This window comes from Ignavibacteriota bacterium, from assembly GCA_016212665.1.
GTDB lineage: Bacteria > Bacteroidota > Ignavibacteria > UBA10030 > SZUA-254 > FW602-bin19.
This window is the reverse complement of the sequence record JACREZ010000027.1, coordinates 13,022-39,668: the sequence shown is the minus strand read 5'-3', so window position 1 is coordinate 39,668 and position 26,647 is coordinate 13,022. Positions and strand designations below refer to the sequence as shown.

27 protein-coding genes are annotated in these 26,647 nt (G+C 41.5%); 3 read left to right on the top strand and 24 right to left on the bottom strand.

From position 1 onward, the window contains the following. Nucleotides 1-39: 39 nt before the first annotated feature. The 6 genes from HY960_09490 to HY960_09465 form a co-directional block, all read right to left on the bottom strand. Entirely contained in the window at nt 40-1,458 is a 1,419-nt protein-coding gene (locus HY960_09490; protein ID MBI5215976.1) for a YchF/TatD family DNA exonuclease, read from the bottom strand. Nucleotides 1,459-1,551: 93 nt separating this feature from the next. After that, nucleotides 1,552-2,709 carry a dTDP-4-amino-4,6-dideoxygalactose transaminase gene (gene rffA, locus HY960_09485; protein MBI5215975.1) on the bottom strand — a complete coding sequence of 386 codons (1,158 nt, stop codon included), beginning with the start codon at nt 2,707-2,709 and terminating at the stop codon, nt 1,552-1,554. Between the two features lie 100 nt (nt 2,710-2,809). Then, nucleotides 2,810-3,955 (bottom strand): glycosyltransferase family 4 protein, encoded by a 1,146-nt coding sequence (locus tag HY960_09480; GenBank protein MBI5215974.1) that lies wholly within the window; start codon nt 3,953-3,955, stop codon nt 2,810-2,812. After that, nucleotides 3,948-4,148 carry a hypothetical protein gene (locus tag HY960_09475; protein ID MBI5215973.1) on the bottom strand — a complete coding sequence of 67 codons (201 nt, stop codon included), beginning with the start codon at nt 4,146-4,148 and terminating at the stop codon, nt 3,948-3,950. The genes HY960_09480 and HY960_09475 overlap by 8 nt, the downstream gene beginning before the upstream one ends. Further along, nucleotides 4,142-6,349: a TonB-dependent receptor gene (locus HY960_09470; GenBank protein ID MBI5215972.1), complete on the bottom strand. Its 2,208-nt coding sequence runs from the start codon at nt 6,347-6,349 to the stop codon at nt 4,142-4,144. The genes HY960_09475 and HY960_09470 overlap by 7 nt, the downstream gene beginning before the upstream one ends. Beyond that, on the bottom strand, nt 6,346-6,837 hold the full coding sequence (locus HY960_09465; GenBank protein ID MBI5215971.1) for a hypothetical protein: 492 nt from the start codon (nt 6,835-6,837) through the stop codon (nt 6,346-6,348). The genes HY960_09470 and HY960_09465 overlap by 4 nt, the downstream gene beginning before the upstream one ends. 220 nt (nt 6,838-7,057) lie before the next feature. Between HY960_09465 and HY960_09460 the strand changes: the two genes are divergently transcribed. The 3 genes from HY960_09460 (at nt 7,058) to HY960_09450 (ending at nt 8,748) form a co-directional block, all read left to right on the top strand. After that, nucleotides 7,058-7,546, top strand: coding sequence for a hypothetical protein (locus HY960_09460; protein MBI5215970.1), 489 nt, complete (start codon nt 7,058-7,060; stop codon nt 7,544-7,546). A gap of 122 nt (nt 7,547-7,668) precedes the next feature. After that, nucleotides 7,669-8,214 (top strand): transposase, encoded by a 546-nt coding sequence (locus HY960_09455; protein MBI5215969.1) that lies wholly within the window; start codon nt 7,669-7,671, stop codon nt 8,212-8,214. Between the two features lie 72 nt (nt 8,215-8,286). Beyond that, complete coding sequence (locus HY960_09450; GenBank protein MBI5215968.1) at nt 8,287-8,748, top strand: hypothetical protein; 462 nt, start codon at nt 8,287-8,289, stop codon at nt 8,746-8,748. A 159-nt stretch (nt 8,749-8,907) separates the two neighbouring features. On the opposite strand, the gene HY960_09445 is transcribed toward HY960_09450, so the two are convergent. The 18 genes from HY960_09445 to HY960_09360 all read right to left on the bottom strand — a co-directional run bounded on the left by HY960_09445 (nt 8,908) and on the right by HY960_09360 (nt 26,543). Continuing rightward, a complete protein-coding gene (locus HY960_09445) occupies nt 8,908-9,207 on the bottom strand; it encodes a hypothetical protein (protein MBI5215967.1) in 300 nt (99 codons plus the stop codon). Nucleotides 9,208-9,211: 4 nt separating this feature from the next. Further along, the gene (locus HY960_09440) at nt 9,212-9,472 is read right to left on the bottom strand and encodes a BrnT family toxin (protein MBI5215966.1); all 261 of its coding nucleotides are present in this window, start codon (nt 9,470-9,472) and stop codon (nt 9,212-9,214) included. Between the two features lie 53 nt (nt 9,473-9,525). Then, nucleotides 9,526-11,619 carry a methionine--tRNA ligase gene (gene metG / locus HY960_09435; protein MBI5215965.1) on the bottom strand — a complete coding sequence of 698 codons (2,094 nt, stop codon included), beginning with the start codon at nt 11,617-11,619 and terminating at the stop codon, nt 9,526-9,528. Between the two features lie 11 nt (nt 11,620-11,630). Beyond that, on the bottom strand, nt 11,631-12,767 hold the full coding sequence (locus HY960_09430; protein ID MBI5215964.1) for a DNA polymerase III subunit delta': 1,137 nt from the start codon (nt 12,765-12,767) through the stop codon (nt 11,631-11,633). A 61-nt stretch (nt 12,768-12,828) separates the two neighbouring features. Beyond that, nucleotides 12,829-14,919, bottom strand: coding sequence for a BamA/TamA family outer membrane protein (locus HY960_09425; protein MBI5215963.1), 2,091 nt, complete (start codon nt 14,917-14,919; stop codon nt 12,829-12,831). Between the two features lie 153 nt (nt 14,920-15,072). Then, nucleotides 15,073-15,300, bottom strand: coding sequence for a DUF2795 domain-containing protein (locus HY960_09420; protein MBI5215962.1), 228 nt, complete (start codon nt 15,298-15,300; stop codon nt 15,073-15,075). Between the two features lie 80 nt (nt 15,301-15,380). After that, nucleotides 15,381-16,334 (bottom strand): peptidoglycan DD-metalloendopeptidase family protein, encoded by a 954-nt coding sequence (locus HY960_09415; protein ID MBI5215961.1) that lies wholly within the window; start codon nt 16,332-16,334, stop codon nt 15,381-15,383. A gap of 100 nt (nt 16,335-16,434) precedes the next feature. After that, nucleotides 16,435-17,448 (bottom strand): HPr kinase/phosphorylase, encoded by a 1,014-nt coding sequence (locus HY960_09410; GenBank protein MBI5215960.1) that lies wholly within the window; start codon nt 17,446-17,448, stop codon nt 16,435-16,437. After that, nucleotides 17,445-17,804 carry a ribosome-associated translation inhibitor RaiA gene (raiA, locus tag HY960_09405; protein MBI5215959.1) on the bottom strand — a complete coding sequence of 120 codons (360 nt, stop codon included), beginning with the start codon at nt 17,802-17,804 and terminating at the stop codon, nt 17,445-17,447. The genes HY960_09410 and raiA overlap by 4 nt, the downstream gene beginning before the upstream one ends. A 26-nt stretch (nt 17,805-17,830) precedes the next feature. Then, a complete protein-coding gene (locus tag HY960_09400) occupies nt 17,831-18,748 on the bottom strand; it encodes a tyrosine recombinase XerC (protein MBI5215958.1) in 918 nt (305 codons plus the stop codon). Next, complete coding sequence (gene topA / locus HY960_09395; GenBank protein ID MBI5215957.1) at nt 18,732-21,053, bottom strand: type I DNA topoisomerase; 2,322 nt, start codon at nt 21,051-21,053, stop codon at nt 18,732-18,734. The genes HY960_09400 and topA overlap by 17 nt, the downstream gene beginning before the upstream one ends. A gap of 17 nt (nt 21,054-21,070) precedes the next feature. Then, nucleotides 21,071-21,535, bottom strand: a complete 465-nt coding sequence (locus HY960_09390) for a DUF494 family protein (protein MBI5215956.1) — start codon at nt 21,533-21,535, stop codon at nt 21,071-21,073. Next, a complete protein-coding gene (gene ybeY / locus HY960_09385; protein MBI5215955.1) occupies nt 21,528-21,944 on the bottom strand; it encodes an rRNA maturation RNase YbeY in 417 nt (138 codons plus the stop codon). The genes HY960_09390 and ybeY overlap by 8 nt, the downstream gene beginning before the upstream one ends. A 14-nt stretch (nt 21,945-21,958) precedes the next feature. Next, entirely contained in the window at nt 21,959-22,429 is a 471-nt protein-coding gene (locus tag HY960_09380) for a hypothetical protein (protein MBI5215954.1), read from the bottom strand. Nucleotides 22,430-22,659: 230 nt separating this feature from the next. Continuing rightward, a complete protein-coding gene (locus tag HY960_09375) occupies nt 22,660-23,556 on the bottom strand; it encodes an MBL fold metallo-hydrolase (GenBank protein ID MBI5215953.1) in 897 nt (298 codons plus the stop codon). Nucleotides 23,557-23,566: 10 nt separating this feature from the next. Continuing rightward, on the bottom strand, nt 23,567-24,079 hold the full coding sequence (locus HY960_09370) for a gamma carbonic anhydrase family protein (protein ID MBI5215952.1): 513 nt from the start codon (nt 24,077-24,079) through the stop codon (nt 23,567-23,569). Further along, on the bottom strand, nt 24,079-24,924 hold the full coding sequence (locus tag HY960_09365; protein ID MBI5215951.1) for a DUF3108 domain-containing protein: 846 nt from the start codon (nt 24,922-24,924) through the stop codon (nt 24,079-24,081). The genes HY960_09370 and HY960_09365 overlap by 1 nt, the downstream gene beginning before the upstream one ends. Nucleotides 24,925-24,941: 17 nt before the next feature. Next, nucleotides 24,942-26,543 (bottom strand): S41 family peptidase, encoded by a 1,602-nt coding sequence (locus HY960_09360; GenBank protein ID MBI5215950.1) that lies wholly within the window; start codon nt 26,541-26,543, stop codon nt 24,942-24,944. Between the last annotated feature and the right edge of the window lie 104 nt (nt 26,544-26,647).

Genomic DNA, 26,647 nt, shown 5'->3' with positions numbered 1-26,647 from the left:
ACAAACCACAAATCATGTTACTAACCATAAAACTCCTTTCTAAAAGAATGGTCTGTTCCTAAACTTCGCCCCAATTTCTTTCTCGACAAACTCCCGCGCTTTCTGTTCATCAACTTCATCGAGTTCAACTATTGTCAATGTCGTATCAAGTTTGTGCCTGACACACTCCTTTGCAAAGTCAACCATTGCAGGAAAATATTTCGCTCCGTCAATTCGCATCAGTTCTCCGTATTGCTTTTGGTCAATTGAATTCAAACTGATGGAAACTGAATCTACTAACCCGACAAGTTCCGGGACAATGTTCCGATGATTGATAATGTTCCCATGTCCGTCTGTGTTGAGTCTAACCTTCGCTCCGTTCTTCTTCACCCACGAAGAAACTTCCTTCACAACATCAAGACGAATTGTTGGCTCACCGAATCCACAAAAAACAATCTCATTGTACTTCGTCGGGTCACCGATTGCCTGAATAACTTCCTGACCTGTCGGTTCCTTTTCGATTTTCAAATTATGTCCTTTGATAACCGCCTCTCCTTTTCTGTCACAAAAAACACAATCGGCATTGCATCGAATCGTGATGTTGAGATACAACGAATTTTTCAACTTGTAGGCAATCGTCGGCTCAGGGTATTTTCCAACACCAAACAAATTATATACACCGAAGTTACTCGCCCGTCCAATGTCTTCAACTGAAAGTCCTTGCAAATCTGCAATCTTCTGTGCGATGAATGGAATGTTCGCTGGTTCGTTCCGCTTCCCTCGAAACGGCGCGGGGGAAAGATACGGACTGTCCGTTTCAAGCAGGATATGTTCAGCAGAAACATGTTGCGCAACTTCCACCATCGAGTTCGGTCGAGTCGGCTTATTGGGAAACGTTACAAATCCCGGAAGAGAAATATAAAATCCCCAATCAATAACTTTCCATGCCATCTTTGAATCACCGGGAAAACAATGAAACACTCCTTTCGGTGAAGGATAACGGTTGTGCGGCTGAACTAAATGTTTTCTCCAATCAGGATGTGCTTTTACTTTCTCTTCTACAATTCCAAGCGTATCCTCTTCCGCTTCACGACTGTGAATGATGATAGGGAGATTTCGTTGGATAGCAATATCAATTTGTTTTGAAAAGACATCACGCTGTTTCTCTCTCGGTGAAAAATCATAATGATAATCCAAACCAATCTCGCCAATGGCAACAACTTTCGGATGGTGAGAAAGTCGTTCAATTTCCTCAAGTGATTCGTCATTTGCTTTCGACGCGTCGTGCGGATGAAATCCGGCTCCCGCATAAATCATCTCGTACTTCTCTGCAAGTTCGATGGATTTTTTACTTGTCGGAACATCCGTTCCGGGATTGATGATGTACTCAACGGCTGCATCTTGCGCGCGCTTGATAACATCATCCAAATCGTTTTCAAAATCTTTGAAAAATAAATGTGCGTGTGAATCTACAAACATATTCTTTATTCTATGAATTAACCACTGATGTCACGGAAAAAACACTGATTTGCACAAATTGATTTATCAGCGAGTATCTGTGCGATTTCCGTGTCATCCGTGGTGAATAGATTTCTTAACATTTTCAATCACATAAAAAACATCCTCATCCGAAAGATGCGGATAAATCGGAAGTCGAAGTAACGTACTTGCAACTCTATCGGTAACAGGCAATCGTATATCCTTCGTTCCAAGTGAGTTCACTGCGTACGGTGAAGAATGTAATGGGATATAATGAAACGTAGCGCCGACTCCTGCCTCTTTGAGATTCTTCATCAATCGGTTGCGCTCATCTTCATTCCTCAGCAAAATGCAAAAGATGTGATAATTTGATTCATAGTACTCCGGAATGATTGGAAGGCGAAGCAACTCACGCTGTTCCAACTCTTTCAATCCGTTCACATAAAGATTGTGAATCTGTTTCCTTCGTTGTTGAATCTGTTCAAGTTTATCCAACTGACAACGAAGCACCGCCGCGAGAATATCAGAAAGCACATAACTGCTTCCACAATCAACCCATGTATATTTGTCCACTTCGCCTCGGAGAAAGTTCGCACGGTTCGTCCCTTTCTCCCTGATTATCTCTGCACGTCTTGCAATTGCTTCATCATTGGTGATAAACGCACCCCCTTCACCGCTCACATAGTTTTTTGTATCATGAAAACTGTATGCCCCCATGTGACCGATTGTTCCGAGATATTTCCCTTTGTACTTTGCGTTCACGCCTTGCGCCGCATCTTCAATCACATATAAATTATGCGCTTTAGCTAACGATAATATCTCATCCATCTCTGCCGAAACACCGGCATAATGAACAGGAAATATTGCTTTCGTTTTAGAAGTAATCCGTTTCTCTAGATCCGATGGTTCAAGAGTGAACGTCTTATCATTAATTTCACAGAATACCGGAGTGCCACCCGCACGCAACACAGCATTCGCCGTCGAAACAAAAGTAAAACTTGGAACGATAACTTCATCACCCGGTTTGAGGTCAAGTATCATCGTCGCAATTTCCATCGCGTGCGTGCATGAAGTTGTCAGCAAGGCGTGTTTCATTCCGAAAAGTCGTTCCAATTCTGTTTCAACTTCTTTGCAGAACACTCCATCGCCGGATAGTTTGCCTGAATCAAAAACTTTGTGCAGATAATCAGCGACTGTCTGGTCAATGAAAGGTTTGTTAAATGGGATATTATTTTTCTTGTTTTGTTCCATTTATTTCATCTAAGTTCTTTGTGGTTCTTTGTGGTTTCTTAGCGCTCTTTGTGTTTTTTTACCACAAAGAACACAAAGATTGCACGAAGTACACAAAGGTTTATGTATAAAATTGAAGTAATTGCTCAACTGCTCTTTTCATATCATGGTGTGCAACAACAAAATCACGTCCCGAATTCCCATGACGATTCATTAATTCAGGATTAATCAAATATGCTTGAATCTTTGATGCCAATTCCTGACTCTTCCCAACAGAAAACAGGAATCCGGAAACTCCATCTTCCACCTGATACACATTCCCGCCTGCATTTGCCGCAACGACAGGCAACTTCATCGCCATTGCATCAAGCACCACCAGCGAGAACAACTCATCACGACTCGGAAACACGAACACATCCATCGCACTCAAATATCCAATCACATCACTCTGAAATCCACACAGGAAGATACTCTTTTCCAATTGATTTTTCGCGATGAACTCTTTTATCTGAAAATAATATTCTTCACAATGCGCTTCAAACGGAGATTCGTTGAGTGTTGATTTCCGCTTTCGTGTCGGCTCACCGACAATAAGAAACCTCACGCGCTCACGAAACTCAGCGGGAAGATGGAGAAAACTTTCCACAAAATCGAATACACATTTTCCCGGGTCAATACGCATCATCGCACCGACAACAATATCCTGCTCATCAATTCCATATTGCATCCGGATTTTCGCTCTCTTTGCTTCGTCTCGTTTGTAATGACCGACATTTCTTCCGTACGGAAGATAATGAAATTTTTCCGCAGGAACAGGATAACGCTCCGGCAAAACTCTGTTCAATTCCTTCGACGAAGAGAAAAACGCATTCACACGATTGTAAATGAAGCGATGAAATATATCCCGCTTCTTGTTCACTCCCATGTAAATGCTCATCAGCAACGTTCGTTTTGAATTGCCAAGCAACGCGAGTGATGCCTGCCAAATATCCCGATGAAAATGAACATGAACGACAGAAATTTCTTCTTGCTTTATCAACGACCTGATGGAGAATATCGAGCGGAGACTCAATTTGAAATAACTTGGCACATCCATCACGAAAATATTGTTTGCCCTCAGGAATTCTTCCACCTTAGAATCAGGATAACAAACCGCCCAAACTTTCCATCCCCGCTTCTGAATTTCAACCATCATCGAGCAGGCATAAATCTCCAATCCTCCCCACGATTGAGAAGTGCAGAAGTGTAGCGTTGTTGGTTTAGACACTAAACACCAAAGCGAATTGTGTCATACCTGCGTAAGCAGGTATCCAATCATTCGTCCTCAATACAACACCCTTAATTGGATTCCCGCGTTCGCGGGAATGACAGCCTGAGGCAGGTGGAAAACGACAGTCGGATTTATCCAACTTGAAAACTTTAGCGTCACCGTTCACGGTGATGCGACGACAGTTTACCACTTCCCCTCCACCGTCAACACAAAATTCCGAATCGGTGCGATGTTCCCAATCAACTCAACATAATTGTAATTGAAAATATTATTCACATGGAACGATGACGAAAGCGGAAGCCCGGCAAAACTCCAATCCGTATTGAGATGCAGATCCGTAACATACGCGGGCACACGCTTCTCTCCCTGCCTGATAATTCCAAGAACAGCAAACTCCTCATCAATCCTGTCCGGCTTGCTGATGAAACGAAAATCAATGCCGAGTTGAACGGGATGAAGAGAAACATTTCCGTTCACGTACAGCAAATGTCTCGGACGATATTTCATCAAATCATTTTTTGAAATATCTTCAGGATAGATGTAGGTGTAACCAAAATCTCCCGTCAGTAAACCATTGAACCAACTCGACTTGAGATTGAGTTCCGCCCCTTGAATTCTTGCTCGTGTAATGTTTTGAAACTGCACTTGTCCGGAAGTATTGAACGTCGGCTCAATCAAATCCCAAAACTCGTTTCTGAACAACGAAACCTCAGCCATCATATTGTTGCCAAGAATCTGTCTCCCTCCAACTTCATACGACCAACTATGTTCCGAGCGAAGCATCGGATTAGGAATGATTGAAACACCCGCCGCTTCCGTTGTTGAAAACACTTCCGCAACCGATGGCGCACGGAAACCACGTCCGACTGCAAATCGTGCGCTCGTTCCTTCATTCGGGTTGAACGTCAAACCAAACTTCGGATTGAAATGTTGCTCGCTCTCGGTTCCTTCAAGCCGATGAAAATCTAATCGTCCGCCAATGGTCAAACTAAGTTTCTGACTGATTTTAACTTCATCCTGAACGAAACCGGCAAAACAGGTACTACGATGCTTTCCGAAAATAGTATCTGCCTCGACTGAACTAAAGTTTGTGTAAACACCTCCTGTAAAAATGTTCGACAATGAAAATTGATGTACGATTTGTCCTTCAAAATTCAGTGCGCTCGAAGTTGAACGATTCCCATTCGAGTCAAGAGCGTTCGGAATGTTATCTTCCCATTTTGTCTGATACAAACTTGATTTGAACGTTATAAAAGTTTCAGGAGAAAGAATTCGTTTATACGTTCCTCCAAAATTCCATCGAAACGATTCAACCCTGTCGTCAAGTTGATTGGCAGGAGGAATCAACGCGCTATCCAGATTTTTCCAGTAGAGAAAATTTCCTCGTCGTTGGTCAAGCAGACCGCCCGAAAAAGAGAACGATTCAAACGGCGATGCCTCATATCCAATCTTCAACCAACCGTTCCATCTCGTCCAATAATTGTTCATCTGATAGCCGTCGTCTTCCGTTCTGTTTGCTACTGCAAGTACGCTCACATCTCCGATTTTTCTTTGATGACTTAATCGAATTCCGTTCACAAATTGTGTTTCATCACTCCATTTCCATTCAGGATGATACGGCGAATCATACATTCCTCCGTACAACTGCAATCGTGTTTCAGAAATTTCATGTGGAGATTTTGTAATGATGTTGATAACGCCGCCAAGCGCGCTCGAACCGAACAACGCCGAACCGGCTCCTTTCACAATTTCAATCCGCTCGATGTTGTTTACAGGAAAACTTTCCCAGATAATTTCCCCCGTATCACCGCTCAACATCGGCAAGCCGTCAACAAGGATAAGCACACGCGTTCCGACTCCTTTGCTGTACCCTGTCGAGCCGCGAATGTTCACCTGCGATTGAACAAAACTCACTCCCGGAACATACCGTAACGCATCATCCACAGCAACGGAGTTTCGTTGCGAGAGAAGTTTCTCATCAATCACACTCAATGCAACAGGAATTTCTGAAATACTTTGCTCTCGCTTGCTCGCAGTAACAATAACAGGTTGTGTTTGAACAGGCATCGGCTCCAATTCAATTGTCAATGTTGCTGGTGCTCCAATATCCACAACAACATCAGCGACAATCTTCCGTTGAAATCCAATCATCGAAACAACAAGCGAATACGATTTCGCTTCAAGATTCGTCAACACAAATTTCCCCTCACTGTTCGTCGTCGTTCCCAATAACGTTCCGGCAATACTCACATTCGCACCGACAATCTTCTCCTTGGTCTCCCCATTAACAATCCAACCCTCCACCACTCCACTACTCCCTTGTGCCCATGAATCAACCATGAACAAAGAAACCAAAAACCAAAAACCAAAACTAAAAACTATATGCTTCATGGTACGATGAGCGGCTGTGGCGGAAGATTTTGAAAATCCACATTGATGTTAATGCTTTGAAGCATTTCATTAGCAGGAACAAAGAACGAAGAGGCGTGTCCGCTATCTGCCGGAGTCGTATACACACCCACAACACTCCAATCAGAAAAGATATTCGCTCCATACTGAAGCGCAACGGCAAGATACGAATATCTTCCCGCAGGCAACGGTAAAACGGTTAACGAATACGGAATTGAAGCCGCTCCGTATGGCTTCAGTGAATCGGTAAAGATTGCCTTCCCTTGAAGAACATCGAGCAAGATATTCGTTGGTTCCGATTTGAACAACACGACACGAAGTTGCAACACACTATCCTCCGGAATCCAGTGAGAAAAATAAATCGTCCCCGAAATTCCGTACAGAGGAACCGGTTCGGGAGAAAGTCCATGGTCACAGCCGGCTTGTATGACTAACAAACAACAGACAAAGACGAAAACGACAGTTGTCAATATGTGAGAGTAAAATTTCATCGCATGTAAAACAGCGATGCCAAAATAAGTAAGCTAGGAGTGAAATGCAAAAGAGTTCTTTTTCTTTGAAAATATTGAAATGATTAGTAAACTATGGCAGAATCAAAATGAGAATCTCTGTAATAAAGAAAAATAAGTGCGCCAAAATCCCCAACCACTTCATTGGTATTAAAAAAGTAATCAGGAGTACCTAAGTAATATGGTTATTTACAAAATTGTAATTTTCTTGTTGTGTTTTGTATTTCTTTTTATAACCGGATTCCAAACACGTCGCTATCCAGAATTTAATGATTATCTCGTTGATGATATTTTCAAGGGACAAGGAGTAAAAGTAAATTTAAAGAGTCATCCAGATGCTCGAAAATTTCGGACGCGTTTGAAAGAAGCGGCAACAGGAGGTCCAAATTTTGCTGGGCATTATGTTGTCGTCGATTGGGGATGCGGATCATCTTGTCAGCAATTTGCTATCATTAACCTTCAAACAGGTGATGTATATATGGACACCCCTGCGACAAGTTATGGTACTTCATTTAAAACTTATAGCAATTTGCTAATTACAGACCCAATAGACAAAGAAACTTTTGAAGAATTTGGTAATGAGAATCCGGTTTGGTTGATGACGCGGTATTACATCTGGAATGGGAAACAACTCATCCAAATCGATTCATCAAATTCTCCAACTAATTGATTATTGTTTTGCGTTCCCTCATCTGGGAGGGAGTTGCACTCCCGACCACAGTCGGGTCGGCAGTACAACTGCCTCCCAGAAATAGAAATTAGAATTACATTCCGAACTAACACATAAAAACCATGTCTCATTGGAAAATAATTGAAGAAAAAGAAACTGAATTCTACTTTCTCACTGCAACAATAGTTGACTGGACGGCAATCTTTCTCTCTCACAAATATTTTGAAATATTGATTCAAAGTCTGAAACACTGCCAGGAGAAGAAGGAACTGCGTGTTGCCGGTTATGTCATAATGCCGAATCATATTCATCTGATTGCTGCCGGCTCCCTCACTCATCGGCTCTCCGATACGATGAGAGATTTCAAACGCTTCACAGCGGGAAAGATTATTGAAACGCTTCAGGAAGATCATCGCACCTCAACGCTCATGATATTTCAGCAAGCGGCTCTTTTAGAAGAACGTGGCAATGAGCATAAAGTTTGGATTGACGGCAACCACCCTATTCTTGTTGAAGACGGATTTATGTTTCAGGAAAAGTTGAAATACCTCCATGACAATCCGGTGAGAAAAGGATATGTTGATCAACCTGAACATTGGGTTTATTCCAGCGCACGAAATTATGTTCATAACGATAATACTGTTTTTCATGTTGAATGTTTACATTAATCATAAAGCGGGGTCGGCAGTACAACTGCCTCCCAGATTGCGCGTACCAGATAAACCGTAGGAGTAAAAACAATGACACAACAAATTCTCGAAACGTGGGGCATCCACAACAGAATCAATCTGTATCTCTTAGATGCAATCAAAGAAGAACATTTGGCTGACATCTCTGCCTCAAAAGGAAGAAATGTCGGAGAGCAATTCGCGCACATTCACAACGTGCGATTGATGTGGCTGAAAGCGGCAAATCCCGACTTGCTTATAGGACAAACAAAAATTGAAAAAGAGACCAAACTTTCTAAAAAACTTCTCACAACGGAATTAACCAAAAGCGCAAAAGCAATTGCGTTGTTATTAGAGAATGGTTTTAAGGAAGGAAAAATCAAAGGGTTCAAGCCGCATCCAGCCGCTTTCTTCGGGTATTTAGTTTCCCACGAAAGCCATCACCGGGGACAGATTATGCTTACCCTGAAACAATCCGGTCACGCGGTTGACCAAAAGATTCAATACGGACTTTGGGAATGGGGTTCACGATGATTTGGAACCGAAGTTAGATGGTGGTTGTCCAAAAAGTAGTTCGGAGTTCAGAATTCGTCATTCGATATTAGTTATTTACTCAAATATCAAATGTCGAACAATGAATGTCGAATGATGAAGGACTATTCGGACAGCCTCCATCTTTTACCAGACAAAATATTATTGAGGTGTAGAAATGTATTTCAATGATTTTCGTATTATCGTCTCATCAACTAATTGGTCTGTTACATATTTATGCAAAATGCTTGCAATTAATGTTTGATAAGGAAGTCCTTCTCGTGCCGAACGTCGTTTGAGTTCTTCAAGTATGCTTTCGGCAATCCGAATACTTACACTTCTGCTTTTCCGAGCGTGCCGAATAATAGTTTCTACTCTTCGCTGCTTCTTTTCCGATAATGGGCGAAATTCATCCGCAGAGTTTTCAATTTGTCTTTCTAAAGAATCAAGTTTAGTTTTCATGGTTTTACTTTGCATACATTTTATGGAATTTCCTACTTGGAAATACAGTTTTTAAAACGATATTCTCATCATTATCAACAATGAATGGAACAACATGTGTGTATCCTTTGTAAGGTAACACAAAAATCATTTGCTCTGGTCGGGAAGGGTTTTCGAGAATAGCGAGATAATTACCATCGAGTATTATCTGAGATATTTCTTCAAAAGCAATTCCGCGAGTTTCTTTAAGTTTTCGATTTTTCTCCTCGTCCCAAAGTATATCCATAGTTAAATATATTACTAATCAAAATCTAAACAAACATACTTATTAGCATAGCATTACTTCACCACACTCCCCTCACCAATATCTTTCTCCACAGAAAGTATCGTGAGATGTCCGTCGGTATCGGAAGCGGCGAGTAACATACCACGGGATTCCTGTCCCATAATTTTTGCAGGTTGAAGATTTACAACAACAACAATCTTCTTTCCAACCAATTCTTCCGGTTTGTAGTGTTGTGCAATACCTGCCACGAGTTGCCGCTTTTCATCACCAACCAAAATTTGGAGTTTCAAAAGTTTTTCCGACTTCGGGACTCTTTCGGCTTCGAGAACCTTTGCAATACGGAGGTCAATCTTTTTGAAGTCATCAATTGTGATTGTCGGTTTGAGGTTCGTGGTTTGAGGTTTGACTTCCTGAGTTGGAGATGGAAGTTTGGCAATTTGCTTTTCAATCACTTCATCTTCAATCTTTGCAAAAAGAATTTCCGGATGACCTAAAAGATGGTTGTCTACTAATCCATTTAATGAAAATGCATCCCATCCCGCTTGCGATGGAGAACCTTCGAGATTGAGAATTTTCCAAATCTTATTTGCTGAATATGGAATCACCGGCTCGACAAGAATTGCCAAGTTGCGAACCATCTGCAAACAAAGATTGATTGTCAATGCGCAACGCTCTGGATTTTCTTTGATTGTTTTCCACGGCGTGTTATCATTGAAATACTTGTTGCAGTATCGGGCAAGATTCATTACTTCTAACACGCCATCACGGAATTTATACTTTTCAAAGAACGCTGCCGCTTTATCCTTGCATGAAGTTAGTTGGTTCATCAACGCTTCATCAGACGATTCACCTTCGTTCGTCCAAAGTGATTTTGCATTGGGAATGGAAGGAACCTTCCCTCCGAATTTTGTTTGAACAAACGTCAGCGTGCGATTGACAAAGTTACCGAGAATATCCGCAAGTTCGTTGTTGTGCCGCGCTTGAAAATCTTTCCAATAAAAATCAGCATCACGGGATTCCGGTAAGTTCATCGTCAGCGTGTAGCGGAGCGAGTCGGCGGGAAACTCTGCGAGAAACTCATCAACATCAATTCCCCAACCGCGGCTTTTAGAAAACTTCTGTCCCTGAAAATTTAAGAACTCATTAGCCGGAACATTCTCAGGAAATATATATTTGTCTTTGCTGTTCTCGTTCCACGCCATCAGCATCGCCGGAAAAACAATACAATGAAATACCACGTTATCTTTGCCAATGAATGCAATGTACTTTGTTGCATCGTCAAGCCAATACTCTTTCCATTTGTCCGGCTTACCAATATTATTCGACCATTCCTTCGTTCCCGAAATGTAGCCAAGCACTGCATCAAACCAAACGTAGAGAACTTTATTTTCAAATCCTTTGATTGGAACCTGAACACCCCAATTCAAATCGCGTGTTACCGCTCTATCCTGCAATCCCTCTTTGAACCAACTCTGACAATATTGTAGCACGTTATCTTTCCACCCATCCCGTTCGTTTGAGTCGCGAACAAATTGTTCGAGTTTCTGCTGATACGCTCCAAGCGGAAAATACCAATGCGTCGTTTCTCGCACGGTCGGTGTTTCACCGGTAATTTTACTTTTCGGGTTGATTAAATCAAGCGGGCTGAGAAACGTTCCGCATTTTTCACATTGGTCGCCGCGCGCATCCGTGCTTCCGCATTTCGGGCACGTTCCTTCGACGTAACGGTCAGGAAGAAACATTTGTGCTTTTTCATCAAACAGTTGCTTCTCTTTTTTCTCTTTGAGGATTCCCGCCTCGTGCATCTTTACAAAAAACTCTTTCGCCGTTTCATGATGCAACGGCAACGACGTGCGGGAATAATTATCAAACGTCATCCCGAATTTATCAAACGCTTCCTTGTTTAACGCGTGGTAACGGTCAACCACTGCTTGCGGAGTTGTCTTTTCATTTTCGGCGGTGATAGTTATCGGAACACCGTGTTCATCCGAACCGCAAATGAACAACACATCGCGTTTCTTCGAGCGTTGGAAGCGCGCATAAATATCGGCAGGCAAATACGCTCCCGCAAGATGACCAAGATGAATTTTTCCGTTTGCGTACGGCAATGCCGCTGTGATAAGAATTCGTTTGAACTGTTTTTCCACTGATGACTCTGTTAGTTTCGGGGTTTGAGATTTGGTTTGAGAATGTGCTGTTGTAAATCAGCCGTCAGATTCAACATAACGAGCGGAATATACACATTTTTGTTCAGAAGGGAAACCGATTTTTCAAGCGATTCGAAGACTTTTCCGTATTGAACGTTCGAGTGTACGGCTGAAAATTTTTTGATTGCCGCTTCATCATCCACGTTAACGATACGCTCGTTCCCGGATTGTAGCGACATCGAATCGCGCAACCACGATTGCATCAACCCGAATAATCGCTCGACATCCGAACGCTCGTACTGCGAAGTAATCTGCTCAATCAGTTTGAACAAATCTTCCTTCGAACGATACAACATCGTGCGAAGAATATCAACAGCCAATTTTCGCATCTCAAGGAAATCACTTTCAAGCAACTCAAGTGCGCGGGCATAACTTCCGTTCGCCATACGGGCAACACTCTCTGCCTCTACTTCTTTCATCTCTTTGTTTTCGACTAATGCCGATTTTATTTCGTCTTCCGATAAATAATCAAACTTTACCAACTGACAGCGCGAAACAATGGTCGCTTTCAGTTGGTCGCTGTGGGATGAGGTGAGAATGATAAGCGTGTTCGACTGTGGTTCTTCAAGCGTCTTCAACATCGCGTTTGCAGATTCTTCCCTCAGATTTTCTGCATCAAGAATGATGAATACTTTCTTCCCATTCGTCAGCGTTGACATGGACGATTGTCTTCGCATTTCGCGGATGCTGTTCACTTTGATGTTGTTCGCTTTTGCAACAACTATGTCGTAATACAGATTTTTACTTTTTAATTCAATCTGTTCCTGAATCGCCTGAATGTCATCGTTCGAAAGTTTTTCAATCGGCGAATCTTCCGATGTTTCACCTTTTCCGACAGGCAAAGAAAATATCAAATGGAGGTTTGGATGCTGGAGAGAAATCACCTGAAGACAACTCGAACACTTGTCACACGCCTTTGCTTTTTGCTTTTCACAATTGACTATTTTTGCAAGTTCAATCGCAGTTGCATCTTTACCGACTCCATCGGGACCTGTGAAAAGATACGCGTGCGCGAGGCGGTTCTGTTCAAGAATCGTCGTCAGTTGATTCTTTACCCGCTCTTGCCCTATGATTGATTTCCAAGACATGGATTCGTTAATTCGTGATTTGTGATTGGTTAATTAGTGACTCGTGATTTGTGATTCGTAATTAGAACGCGTGACCGATTCCGAAGTGAAGAACGCCGTTGGAGAAAACATCACCCCAAAATCTTTTTTGAAAAATTGTTTGATGTCCTGCCGGTTCTTTCGGGTCATAGACGCGGAAACCGTAATCAATCCTAAACGGACCGAACAGCGTTTCATACCTGAACCCTATGCCTGCGGCAACGGCTAAATCCTTGAGAGTAAAATCTTTCAGGTCACTCCACACATTCCCTACGTCTAAATAATACACGCCCCAAACATTGTCAAGGTCGAACCAAAGCGCTTTACCAAATCCGCGAAAATGATTGATGCGCAGTTCAAGATTTCCTTCAAAAATAAAATTTCCGCCCAACGGAAGGAGTGAATCGGGCATAGTGCCGAGGTCTCTCGCCCGCCAACCACGCACGCTTCCACTCCCTCCGGCAAAAAATCTTCTGTTCAACGGGATGTTCACTCCGCTCGTATAACTGTCACCGTATTTATCCTGATATCCTGCACGTCCCTTCATCGCGAGAATGTTAAACTTACTCGTTGTTAAATCATCGTACCACCTGCCAAATAAAATCAGTTTGTAATATTGAGTAAATGGCAAGTCTCCTTTAATCGAAGGCAACACTCTCGGAAGGATTCCTGATTCTTCGACCGTGATGCTGTTGAAGAATCCTTCTGTCGGAGAAAAAATGTCGTTCGTTTTATCGCGTTGAAGTGTGAGAGTTAAAATTGAATTGAACTGTTTTTGATTTTCCTGTAAAGTAAATATCAGAGGGATTTTTGAAGTATCATTGAACTCAGGACTAACTCGTTCAAGCGTCCACTCTGCCAGTCCGTATGTATATGTTGCAAACTGATTGCTCAATCCTATTTTATTTCGCAGGATTGCCTGCTTGTATTCTATTTGTTTTTCAGAAATGATGGATGAAGTCCATGAACCGCTGAGTCGTCTTGAAAAGAAATATGGTTGCTGTAATTGGAATTGTAATTCGACTGCTCCGATGACAGATTCATCGCTGAGTCCGTTTCCTTTCAGCACTACATCGCCGAGATTCCATTCAAGCAATGATTGAGCGCGAACTCTTGCTCGAACGGTAAACAATCGCGCATCACCAAGAAAATTTCTGTTAGTATAACCAAGTCCAAGTCCAAGATTAAAGGTATTGTTTTCGTCGGAAACACTGAGTTCAGGAGAAATTTCATGCCGGTCTCGCGGACGGACAAAAATATCTGTCGGTATCATTGTACTCGTCAATGAATCGGAAAACCGTGGGTGGTCAATACGCACAGACTCAAACAAATCAAGGCGATTCAAACTTCGTTCGCTTGATATTGTTTTCCGCTTGCTATACAACTCTCCCTGCTCAAAATCAAGTTGCCGGATAATAAGTTCGGGAGTAATATCTTCTCGTGCAGGTTCGACATGGACAGTAACATCACCAAAAGCATAACGTTTTCCTGGCAATATTGTAATCGTCAATTGAAAATTATTTGTCGAAGCGCGATGAAATGCGCCCGAGCGTTCCTTATCAAATCGTGCTTGCGGGTACCCGTTTTCAGACAGGATGTTCAGGATTCTTGCAATTTCAGATTGTGCTTTCGGCGGTTCGTATGCCATTCCTTTCATGACAATTGGCTCAAATGCAATCTGTTCCCTCAAGTCTGTGGCAATGCTATCAAGTCCTAAATATTCAAGACTGTCAATCAGCGAATTGTTCCCTTCAATAATGTTATAGATTAGAGAACACGATTCATCAAGTGAATCGAACATAGTTTCTATCGCCACCGTTGTTCTGAAGTAACTATGATTTTTGTAGAAGAGAAGTAAGCGCTCTTTATCCTCATCAAGAATGGTTACATCAAGGTGTTCCGGCTTTGACCCGAATTTTTCACCCAACACCGAAAAGAAAAACTTGGAAACAGCGCCTGGCGTTTCTTTCGTAAGTATAACTTCCTCTAATTGGTCATCATCGAACGCATTGTTCCCTTCAAAAGAAATCGAAACAATTTCAAAATTAGAAATTGGAGTTGACTCTTGAGCAAATAATTTACTGCTTGCACAAGTCACTACGGTAAACAGGAAGAACGCGGATTGAAAAAACAATCTGCATACATTCCGGTAGGAAATATTTGTCTGACGTATTAACACAAGGTTGGCATAAACAAAAAACCCATCCTCAGAATACAAGGGATGGGTTTGATAGAACTCTTCTGATTTAATTATCCGTTACACTGAACAAAGTACACAAGAGACACGTTAGTATTCGTCGCTTTCGTCTCCGAAAAAGTAATCTGTGTCCGTAGGATAATCGGGCCATATATCTTCCATCTTTTCATACGGTTCTTCGGAATCTTCCAATTCCTGAAGATTTTCAATCACTTCAACCGGCGCACCGGTGCGTATAGAATAATCAATCAGTTCTTCTTTCGTTGCGGGCCATGGTGCGTCATCCAAATAGGATGCAAGTTCCATTGTCCAAATCATTGTTTTCCTTTCAACTTTTAAAATTCAATTACAAAACTGTTCATACTTGAAAAAGGTTCACTTTTTCAATTACCTCAGAATTATTTTGAAGCGATTTGCTTGTTATATTGCTGAGGTGTTAAATCGTTAAAGAAATAATCCAGGGGATTTTGTCTCACGCCGTTGTAATGCACTTCATAATGCAAATGCGGACCGCTGACAAGTCCACTGTTACCGCTTTTCGCAATCAAATCTCCGCGTTTGATGCGCTGACCTTCTTTTACAATAGTTTTGGAGAGGTGCCCATAAAGAGTCTCATAACCATAACCATGTTTGATAAGAAGAATCAATCCGTACCCACCGCCGCTATGACCGGCAAATTCTACAACACCATCTGCAGGGGCGTAAACCGGTGTTCCGATATCATTAATAATATCAACCCCCTCGTGAAACTTCGTAACACCGAGAACGGGATGTTTCCTCATCCCGAAATCTCCACGTTCATAATTACCAACCATCGGCAACAATGCAGGCAAATGCCTAAAGAATTCCTGATTGGATTGTTGCTTCCTGAGAATTTCTGCATAACTTTCTTGCTGCACTTTTACTTCGCCGGATATTTTTTCCAACATCGTGAATGTAGAATTCAACACATCATCGAACGCAGATGTAGTTACGCCGTCATTGGAATATTGTAATGAACCGCCAGTACCTCCAAGTTTCATATCGTCGTTCAATGGCGATAAGTTGACTTTCAAACGAAGTTCATTCCCTTGCGAGTCAATTTTCTCTAACGATTTCTGCAATTCTTCTACTTGGAGTTTCATCGTCAGAAGTTTTTCTTGTAACATTTTATTCTCAATTGATAATTGGGCAGCCCGCTCATGGCTGAATCCCAGAAAATCAAACACATAATAATCCGCACCTAAGAGAAAGATTAAAAACAAAACCACTGCTACCGATATACCACCGATGACTTTCGAACGGAACCAACGGATTTCTTTTAACCCCAACTGCTCAGGAGAATAAAAATAATATTTGAATTTTCGTTTCATAGATTGAGTATTGTGTAACTTAGTTAGACTTTCTAAAAAAGTTGGTCAAAGGTAATAAAATATTTCTTGCAAGTCAAGGGTTTTAATAATTTTTGTGATTTTATTCAAAATCATGCTCAAAATAGTCAATAACCCTATCTTCAATGTGTTTACTTTTCTGAGCAAGTACTTTATCTAAACGCTTTGAGAACTCTTTTGCTGCATCATAACCGTAATGTTTGAGTAAATAGTTCAACGCGATGACTTCACAAATGACAGTAACGTTCTTTCCGGGGAAAATTGGCAGTTTTATCCATTGAATCGGGACATCTAAGAGCATTATCGTCTCATCATCAAGGCCCGTTCTTGTGTATTCTTCGTCGGGACGCCATTCCATCAATTCAACGACAATTTCAACCCGCTTTTGGAAGCGAATAGCCCTGATTCCAAACATGCTTCGCACATCTATCAATCCAAGCCCGCGAATCTCCATGAAATGCTTGACGAGGTCTGTTCCTGCGCCCATGAGAATACCTTCTCCTTTGCGCGTCACAGTTACTACGTCATCAGCAACCAGGCGATGACCGCGTTCGATAAGGTCGAGAGCAATTTCGCTTTTCCCGATTCCCGAACGTCCGACTACCATCAAACCAATACCATACACATCAACGAAAGAACCATGTAACACACACTGCCGGGAAAATTGGTCATCCAGAAAATCGCTGAGGATGTACACTAACTTTGTCGTTTCGAGGGGAGTTTGAAAAATGGCAACTTGCTTTTCTTTTGCAAGGGCTACAAACTCTTCTTCCACAGGATTATTATTGGTGATAATGATGCATGGTAACTCAAACTGCAACAAGGTCCGAATCGAATTCAGGCGTTCTTCTTTCGTCAATTGTTGGAGATATTTCATCTCTGTATTCCCGAATATCTGTACGCGATCGAAAGTAAAAAGTTGCACATACCCGGCTAATGCTAACCCAGGACGGTGAATATTATTGTCTGTAATTTCGCGATGTAATCCGACATCACCGGTTAACGGAGCTAATTTCAGTCTTTCTTTGTTCGCCTCAAGGAAAAATCCAACGGTGATACTCTTTTTCCGCGTTTCCTTGATGTTGTTCAGTTTCATTCATCATCTCCGGAAACATCCACGGGCGTTTTCTCCTTGACTTTCCGAAGCGTCTTTTTATTTTTCATAATCTTTTTCGCTTTATGCTTACCCAACTGACGTTCGATTTTATCAATTGACATATCAATGGATTTATGAAATTCTTTCGATTTTTCCTTTGCAGTCAGTACGGCATTCAGTACATGTACTTTCACTTCCGCGACTTTAACGCTTGGGTCTTTGCCTTCATAACTAAGAATGATATCGCTCCGAACGATTCCGTCGTAATGTTTGTCTAATTTTTTCAGTGCGGTCAATGCATGATCGCGGATGTCTTGATGTGGTTTAAATCTTCTTGCTGTAAAATGTATGTCCATAAAGAACTCCTGTTATAATTATTTTTTTATGCTTTGGGATGAGCTAACTCATACACCTTTTTCAAACGCTCGACTGTAACATGCGTGTACAATTGAGTCGTTGAAAGATTTTCGTGACCTAATAATTCCTTCACGGCTCTCAAATCTGCGCCGTGGTTTAGCATGTGCGTCGCAAACGTATGACGTAACACATGCGGACTTTTCTTTTCAATCTCGGAAACCTTGCCAATGTAACTGCGAACGAGACGGTACACTGCTTCTGGATAAATTCGTTTGCCATGCTTCGTCAAAAAAAATGCTACTCTGTCATCGTCATCAGTTTTTTCGGAATACAATTCCTGCCGGTGTGCCTGATAGAGTTTCAACGCTTCCATCGCTTTTCTTCCGACGGGAACGACTCGTTGCTTGTTTCCTTTACCGAGAACTTTCATGGTTCCGTCGAATACATCAAGATGATAGATGTTCAACCCGACAAGTTCATTCAAACGAATTCCCGTTCCGTAGAGCAATTCCAGAATTGCTTTATCTCGCAATCCCTCCGTGGTTGAAGTATCCACCATTTCCATCATGTTGTTGATTGATGATTCTTCAACGAACACAGGAAGATGATTCTCTAACTTTACAGAAACGACATTCGATGCAGGATTTATTTCAACAATCTTTTTCTTTTTCAAATATTTGAAGAACGAGCGAACGGCGGCAAGTTTCCGGGCGACGCTTCGCTTACTCAACCCTTTGTCCTGTAAATCCCAAAGGAAATCTCTCACCGTGTAATGACTCACTAATTCCAGTTCGATGGATTCCATCATGATGTAATCCCTGAACTGATTCAAATCATCTTCATAGGCAACAACAGTGTGCGATGAATATTGCTTTTCTTTCAAAAGATAATCGAAGAAATCGAACATCAGATTCTGCAGATATTTTTTATCCTGCTTTGGCAAGTGGTTCCTTTTCAACTTCCGCTTTACATTCGGGACAAACAAGATATTCACCGCGTTTTGCAGAATACTTGCTTAACATATATGAAGAACCGCACGTATCGCATTTCGTGCTCACCGGCTTGTGCCATGAAGCAAAATCGCATTCAGGGTAACGAGAACAACCGTAGAATGCTCGTTTACGCTTTGTCTTCCGTTCAATAACGTCACCGGTCGTACACTTCGGACATGGAATCCCTAAACCAATTGGTCTGATATTTTTACACGTCGGATAGTTCGAGCATCCTAAAAATGTCCCGAACTTACTTGACTTCACCAACAGGTCGCCGCCGCAAAGTTCGCATTTCAATCCGACAAGATGTTGCTGTGCCGCTTGCTCTCCCGGTAACGGTTTAGCATTCTTACAGGTTGGATACCCGGAACACGCCATAAACCGTCCGTTTCTTCCCCACTTGATAACCATGTGCTTGCCGCACTTCTCACAAACTTCTTCCGTTTTTTCTTGTGTGGCTTTTTTCATCTCAGCAACTTTCAGCGTTGCCTTATCTAACGATTTGCTGAACGGTAAATAAAAATCGTCCATCACTTCTTTGTACTCTTGCTTACCGTTTGCGATTGTGTCGAGTTCATCCTCCATCTTCGCCGTGAATTTCACATTGAAAATATCGGGAAATGTTGCAGTCAACATTTTGTTGACGCCCATGCCGAGTTCAAGAGCAAACAACCTTCGTTCCTGCTGTTCGACATATTTTCTGTCGAGAATTGTTCCGACGATGGATGCGTATGTACTTGGTCTCCCGATACGAAGCGATTCAAGCATTTTCACTAAACTTGCTTCCGTATAACGTGGCGGCGGCTTCGTCTCATGGCGATGTGGCACAGCGCTCAATAATTTCGCATCCTGCCCTTTCGTCAGATTTTCCGGCAGAATCTCGTCTATCATTTCTGCGTCTTCATCCTCCACAACATCAGTTTCGTCCCGGCTATCATCGTACACTTGCAGGAAACCACGGAACAAATACTTTGATGCTGTTGCTTTGAATTGATATTTTCCCCCTTCAACAATTACTGTCGTTGTCTCAATCACTGCGGCTTCCATCTGACACGCAACAAACCGATTCCAAATTAATTCGTACAGTCGGAACACATCTTTGTCCAAATATTTCCTGACAAAATTCGGTGTGTATTTCATCGAGGTCGGTCGGATTGCTTCGTGCGCATCCTGCGATGCTTTCTTTTTATAGACATTCGCGTGCGACGGTAAATAGTCCTTGCCATAGTTATTGAAAATATATTCCCGCACTTCACTCACAGCATCAGCGCTGATACGTGTCGAATCGGTACGCATATAGGTAATCAAACCAACTAAACCTTCTTCACCGATTGCAATACCTTCATACAACTTTTGTGCGGCTTTCATCGTCTTCGATGCGGACATGCGAAGTTTCCGCGATGCCTCTTGTTGCATCGTACTCGTGATAAACGGTGGCAGTGGATTTCGTTTCGACTCGCGCTTCTGATAATCTGCAATCTCGTACGATTGCTGTTTTATATCTTCAAGATAATTCTGCGCTTCGTCTTCCGAGGGAATGAATGTATATCTGTCTTTCGTTCCTTTGTGTTCAATTTCGAGCAACGTTTCTTTTGCAGGAACAATTAAATCTCTTCCATCAATCTTAAAGAGTTTCGCGTAGAACGGCTTCTTCTGACTTGTAACAAATTCACCGACGATAGACCAATATTCCTGCGCACGGAAGGCACGAATTTCTTCCTCGCGTTCACAAATCAAACGAAGGGCAACCGACTGTACTCTTCCTGCTGATAACCCGAAGAAAAATGTTTTCCAGACAAGCGGGCTGACTTTGTATCCAACAATCCTATCCATGATACGTCGTGCGCGTTGCGACGCAACTAAATTCTCATTGACTTTTTCCGGGTGCTTCATCGCTTCCGTGACCCCTTTTTGTGTTATCTCATGAAACAACACACGGTAAATCGGTTTACCGTTACCGCTAATTTCTTCGGCAATGTCGGCTGCGATGGCTTCTCCTTCGCGGTCAGGGTCGGTTGCAAGATAAATAGATTCAGATTTCTCTGCGGCATCTTTCAACTTTTGAATGACTTCTTCTTTTCCTTCAATCGTTTGAAACGTGGGGACATATCCCGCTTCTATATCTACTCCGATTTTACTTTTCGGAAGATTTTTTATATGTCCGACAGAAGCATGGACAATATATTCTTTGCCTAAATATTTATTAATCGTCTTCGCTTTCGAAGGCGACTCAACAATGATTAAAGATTTTTCCATTTCCCTTGTAATTACCGCTATTGAATTGTATCGTTACCGCTGAGCATGATTTGCCCGCGGCGTTGGTCGAACGATTCCACGCTTGTGAAGAGTATCGAACTGACAATTGATTGAATTTCGGGCGAAGTCAATTGCTCATACCCGCTTAACATTGCCCGCTCTATCACCAATTCCAATTCATGGTCAGACAGGATATTTAATTCGCGTAGTTGAATCAGATAACCATGCGCATCCTGACTTAAGATATACCGTTCTGCGGGATGTAGAACCCGAAACGATGGCGGACGAAAATCCGGTTTTCTATCAGCGATGTCGCGCTCCGGTTTAAGGCGTTCGTACAACCAACTAATCGCAGTACTGATTTCGGATTGCGTGTATCCTTTCCGCTCAAGCGCTTTGAAATCTATCTCGCCAATCGGCTTATTCGATTTCCGAACTTCATTTAGTACATAAATTAATATTTCAACTATTTTTTCATGCATGGAAATATTCCAATCCTGAATTCCCTAAATAATACTCTTCTCTTTTGTTCATACGAAGTTTTTTCTTCGGAGTGTCATCTTCATATCCAAGTAAGTGCAAGGTCCCGTGAATTACCAATCTCCCAAGTTCATTGATGAGCGAGACCCCGTACTCCTTCGCTTGTCTTTTTGCCTGTATAACATTTACATAAACCTCCCCTTCAAGTTTCGTTTCTTGTTTGTCTGACAAACAAAAACTTAAAACATCGGTTGTATAGTGATGCTGTAAATATTCTGTATTTAATTTCGTCATCACGTTATCGTCTATAAAAACAACATTAACTTCTGCATTTCGATTTGCTTCACCGGATAAAACAGTTTGAACTAATTTAATGGTTTCCTGAGTACTAATATCAAATTGTTTCTGCATTGAAAAGACGGTTACTATTTGTTCCTTTTGATTTTCTTTTTTGAAGTTTTTTTTTCCTCGAACAACGGCTCGGTAAGCGAAAGAGCAATTCCCGATAGCATCACCTGTGGTCCTAACTTGGTAAAGTCACCCGAAAGGATCGTCCGGTCAACATTTGCATAAAGCGAGCAACCGCCTTCCTTCTCAATAATCAATCCCGACATTTTTCCATCTTGCTCACCGATGAACGTGACTTCATTCAACAATTCACTAATGACAAACCCAGAACAAAAATGAAGTTGCAGATGTGCCGTCGGCGTATATACGGAAATTAAGTTTCCGATAGAACTTCCGATGGAAATATTTGGATATATTTCAAGAGCAAGTTTCCGCGAAGGGTCATTCGGTTTCACAACAAAACGAATATTGTTTCCCATTTGTTTCGCCGGGACTCCTAATGCTTTTGCCAGTTTTTTAAAATCAGATTTTTTAAATTCAAATGCCATTGTTTTTAAACCAATTGCTAAGACGAAAAAACCCGACAGTAGCCTTGACAGGTCAGACTATCGGGGTTAATAATAATTGTTATTGTAATTCTGTTTGATTTCAGCACATTTGTTAAAAATTCAGTCACTCACTTTTTATCCTAATACTTTTGTGCAAATATAACACCTTACAAGGATGTTTTCAAGTCTTTTATATAAAAAAGATGTAAAAATAATTAGTCCGTGTACGATTATACTTCAATTTCCAGACCTTCAGAGGCGGCAAGACAATCAAAATTGTAGTGACGGTTTGCAATTTCTTTTTCACATTTTTTCAAAATATCATCTACTCGTTCATCGCTGTGTGACGGGTCGTGGTGAAAGAGAATGAGTCGCTTCACATTTCCTTCTGCCGCTACATTCAATGTAAAGAGATAATGAGAATGACCCCATCCAACGCGGTCAACATATTCTTCCGGGGTGTATGTTGCATCATGAATTAGAACATCGGCATTTTTGACAAAATCAAAAATGACCTTGTTTGGATTGCTTGGGTTTCGCGAATATTTTTCGATGATGGCTTTCTCAACTTTTTTCAAGTCGTGGGCAACTCTCTTATCGTACGGTTCATTATCACTGATATACACGATAGATTTTCCGTTTTGCGTTATACGATATCCCATTGCAAACGTAGGATGATTCACATAACAGGTTTGAACCTTCGCGCCGAACACTTCAAACTCTTCCTCCACAACCTTACGAAAACTGAATGTTGCTTTCAATTCATTTAATTGAATTGGAAAGTAAACACTGTTCATCTGGTCAGCAATCATTTTTTGGAGTGTGACTTTGTTGTTTTCACCCCCAACGATGGTGAAATAATTTCCGGAAACAAACGCCGGTTTGAAAAACGGAAATCCTTGAATGTGATCCCAATGTGGATGCGAAACGAAAATGTACGCGTTGATGGATTCACCTTTTTCCATCAATTTGTCACCGAGATTTCTGATGCCTGTTCCGCCATCAAGAATGATGAGTTTATCATCATTGAGCCGTAGTTCGATACAAGGAGTATTTCCCCCGTAACGAACCGTATGTTTTCCGGGCGTAGGAATTGAACCGCGAGTTCCCCAAAATTTTAGGCGCATAATATCACCGTTAGGTTTGTTGACGATATTGTTTTACATATTCTTTATAGTTCGACGCAGAATCTTCAATCATCTTCCGTTCATCGTCTCGTAAGCGGCGAACAATTTTTCCAGGAACTCCGGCAACAAGAACACCGGATGGGACTTTCATGTTTTCCATAACAACTGTTCCTGCGGCAATGAGTGAATACGATTCAACGAGTGCGTTATCCATTACGATAGCGCCCATACCGATGAGACATGTATCCTGAATCGTACAAGCATGAAGAATCGCGCCATGACCGACCGTAATATGTGAGCCGAGAATGAGCGGGTATGTTTCATGCCGTACATGCAAAATACATCCATCCTGAATATTTGTGTTTTCACCGATGCGAATATAATTCACATCTCCGCGAATGACTGCATTGAACCAGACACTGCTTTCTTTTCCAATTTCTACATCACCAATAATTTCCGCGCTCTCAACAAGAAACACGCTCGGATGAATTTTTGGTGTTATCCCTTTGAACGAGTGAATCATCAATCATCCTCGCCGCGCGGCGGATTCCAACCAGCGCGTTTCCATTTCATCAACTCAATACGAACGTTTCCAATCAAGACTTTCATCTTCGCCAAAATCGGGACACGTGCCTCATCATTACTAAACCATCCTTCAAAATCTCCGGTCATTCCGAAAATTCCGACAAAATCTGCTCGACCATCAAAACGAACAACATCAACAGGGTAATCTACAGCATCAATTTCCTCTGTTGTCCGTTCATTCATAAAATTTAAGAATGTACTAACCTTCTGTTCCTGAATTATGGTCGGAACTGTCACCTTATGCTGATACCTCACATGCGAGCGGGCAAAGAAAAACAATGATAATCCGTCTTGAAAAAAAGTATCTAACGGAACTGTTTGCTGTTTGTGAATTGATTCTGTCCCGAACTCTCCTTGCGTTATATCCATGGAATGTTTTTCATAATCCATTTCGTACGTAATGTGCCACCATTTTTTTTCATCTTTCGTACGCGCACGAAACCAATCCGAACAAAGCGGAGGACTTATTTTTGTCTCATAAATTGTATGCAAATCTACAAATGGCACGCCTTTGTAAGAATCAATATATGCAATAGCGCTATAAAGAGTTTTTCCGTTTTCTTGAAATTTATCAACAATCTTTATCCGTACCTGACCGATGTCAAGAAATGCGTAACTGACGTTGTATGTCAATTCCTCACCGATCTGAAACAGTAATGAGTCGCTCGATTCCCATGTTCTCTTATACTCAATACTTTTTGTATTTCCGGCATTGAGATTCGATGCCAGCAATACCAGCATCATCAAAAATATATTTATACTCTGACGAGTAATATTCTTCATAGTTCTCAAACTAACACTTAATGCAATCCTGCAATTTTTTCTGCTTCAGGAAACAACGTCAATGCCTTTTGAAATTGTCTATCTTCAGCAAGGATTACAGGATAGGAGCCTTCATTACCCCAGATGTTTCGGGCAATTTGCGCCTTGATATACGCCTTGATAAACCCGGTGTCGGTTACAAATTCTTCTTCATTTTTCTTGATATCTTTCTTCGTAGCAATTTCAATACACTCAGAAACCATTTCATCCGTTACCTTGAAATCTTTCATAAACTTTGAAAAATCAGATTCAAATTCATCACGGATTTTTTTACCGTTTCTCTCCATGTACTTCGTTCCGTAATCAAGGAATATTACTTTACGGCGAAGTTCTGCTGTGTAGTTAGTCAATTTCCCGGATTTAATTATATAGTCAGGAGTAATTCCACCACCACCCAACACTGTCCTTCCACCCGACGTTTTGAATTCAGGTCGTGACGAATCATTTTCAACCGAATGTTCTACATTTTCCCCTTCTACTTCTTCAATGTCGGCATGACGATAAGCAGTTCTATCTTTGTTATCGTATGGTCGTTGAATCAGTCTTCCTGAAGGCGTATAGTATTTTGCAATCGTTAAACGGAACGCTGATTTGTCAGGTAAATCAAATTGACGCTGGACTAATCCTTTTCCGAAGGTCGTCTCACCGACAATTAATCCTCTGTCCCAATCTTGCATTGCGCCTGAAACAATTTCGCTTGCAGATGCAGAACCGCGATTGACAAGAACGATGAGCGAAACATCGGTAATCTTTCCGCTTCCGTCGCTTGAATAATCCTCATTGAATCTTTCAATCCGTCCTTTTGTATAAACGATTTTCTTGTTACCGGGTAATAATTCATTTGCCATTTTGAACGCTTGTTCAAGATACCCACCGCCGTTATCACGCAAATCAAGCATCAATTTTTTCATCCCCTTACTGCGTAACTTATCAACTGCCTTGACAAATTCATCGTGCGTTGTTGCTGAAAAACGATTGACACGGATATACCCGATTGTTTCATCAACCATAAAAGAAACATCAACACTATAAAGCGGAATTTTGTCACGTGTAATATCGAATTCTATCAACCCTTTTTCGTCAGCTCGGACTATGGAAACTTTGACATGAGTTCCTTTCGGACCGCGTAGCTTTTTAGGAACATTCTCTCGTGTTATTCCTACTGAACTTGAGTCATTGATTTTGACAATTTTATCACCCGCCATTATTCCTAACGCTTCACTCGGTCCGCCCGGAATAGGCGAAACAACAAGCAACGTATCATTGATGATATCAAACTCTACTCCGATACCTTCAAACGCGCCTTGAAAATCTTCTGTAACGCGTTCTAATTGCTTAGGTGGAATATAAATGGAATGTGGGTCAAGTTCTCCCAGTACACCGTTGATAGCCGATTCAACTAATTTCGGAGTATCAACATCTTCAACATAAAATTTTTCAGTAATGCTTAGTACTTCTTTAAATTTATTCAGCTGCTCGAAAAGATTATCGCCCGAAATCAGGCTATCGAGTTGCATTCCTAAAAGAAGAGCAAGAATGCACAATATGGCTGTAATTGAGAAAGAAAACCGTTTTTTCATGATATTTTAAAAAATTCTATGTGAGTATATCTAAAAATCGTTTGAAAGGCAAATGAAGAAGTCACAGCCAAAATGACAATTGTCTAATTTGAGTTTATTCAACC

Bases quoted from the DNA above. Each gene is read 5' to 3' on its own strand.
- topA (MBI5215957.1), bottom strand. From the start codon at position 21,053: ATGGAAAAATCTTTAATCATTGTTGAGTCGCCTTCGAAAGCGAAGACG.
- HY960_09360 (MBI5215950.1), bottom strand. From the start codon at position 26,543: ATGAAAAAACGGTTTTCTTTCTCAATTACAGCCATATTGTGCATTCTT.
- HY960_09410 (MBI5215960.1), bottom strand. From the start codon at position 17,448: ATGAAACTGAACAACATCAAGGAAACGCGGAAAAAGAGTATCACCGTT.
- HY960_09415 (MBI5215961.1), bottom strand. From the start codon at position 16,334: ATGAAACGAAAATTCAAATATTATTTTTATTCTCCTGAGCAGTTGGGG.
- HY960_09445 (MBI5215967.1), bottom strand. From the start codon at position 9,207: ATGAAAACTAAACTTGATTCTTTAGAAAGACAAATTGAAAACTCTGCG.
- HY960_09375 (MBI5215953.1), bottom strand. From the start codon at position 23,556: ATGCGCCTAAAATTTTGGGGAACTCGCGGTTCAATTCCTACGCCCGGA.
- ybeY (MBI5215955.1), bottom strand. From the start codon at position 21,944: ATGCAGAAACAATTTGATATTAGTACTCAGGAAACCATTAAATTAGTT.
- HY960_09450 (MBI5215968.1), top strand. From the start codon at position 8,287: ATGACACAACAAATTCTCGAAACGTGGGGCATCCACAACAGAATCAAT.
- HY960_09490 (MBI5215976.1), bottom strand. From the start codon at position 1,458: ATGTTTGTAGATTCACACGCACATTTATTTTTCAAAGATTTTGAAAAC.
- HY960_09440 (MBI5215966.1), bottom strand. From the start codon at position 9,472: ATGGATATACTTTGGGACGAGGAGAAAAATCGAAAACTTAAAGAAACT.
- HY960_09430 (MBI5215964.1), bottom strand. From the start codon at position 12,767: ATGTCTTGGAAATCAATCATAGGGCAAGAGCGGGTAAAGAATCAACTG.
- HY960_09370 (MBI5215952.1), bottom strand. From the start codon at position 24,079: ATGATTCACTCGTTCAAAGGGATAACACCAAAAATTCATCCGAGCGTG.
- HY960_09460 (MBI5215970.1), top strand. From the start codon at position 7,058: ATGGTTATTTACAAAATTGTAATTTTCTTGTTGTGTTTTGTATTTCTT.
- HY960_09420 (MBI5215962.1), bottom strand. From the start codon at position 15,300: ATGATTTGGACAATGGAACTTGCATCCTATTTGGATGACGCACCATGG.
- HY960_09380 (MBI5215954.1), bottom strand. From the start codon at position 22,429: ATGGCATTTGAATTTAAAAAATCTGATTTTAAAAAACTGGCAAAAGCA.
- HY960_09455 (MBI5215969.1), top strand. From the start codon at position 7,669: ATGTCTCATTGGAAAATAATTGAAGAAAAAGAAACTGAATTCTACTTT.
- rffA (MBI5215975.1), bottom strand. From the start codon at position 2,709: ATGGAACAAAACAAGAAAAATAATATCCCATTTAACAAACCTTTCATT.
- HY960_09390 (MBI5215956.1), bottom strand. From the start codon at position 21,535: ATGCATGAAAAAATAGTTGAAATATTAATTTATGTACTAAATGAAGTT.
- HY960_09365 (MBI5215951.1), bottom strand. From the start codon at position 24,924: ATGAAGAATATTACTCGTCAGAGTATAAATATATTTTTGATGATGCTG.
- raiA (MBI5215959.1), bottom strand. From the start codon at position 17,804: ATGGACATACATTTTACAGCAAGAAGATTTAAACCACATCAAGACATC.
- HY960_09470 (MBI5215972.1), bottom strand. From the start codon at position 6,349: ATGAAGCATATAGTTTTTAGTTTTGGTTTTTGGTTTTTGGTTTCTTTG.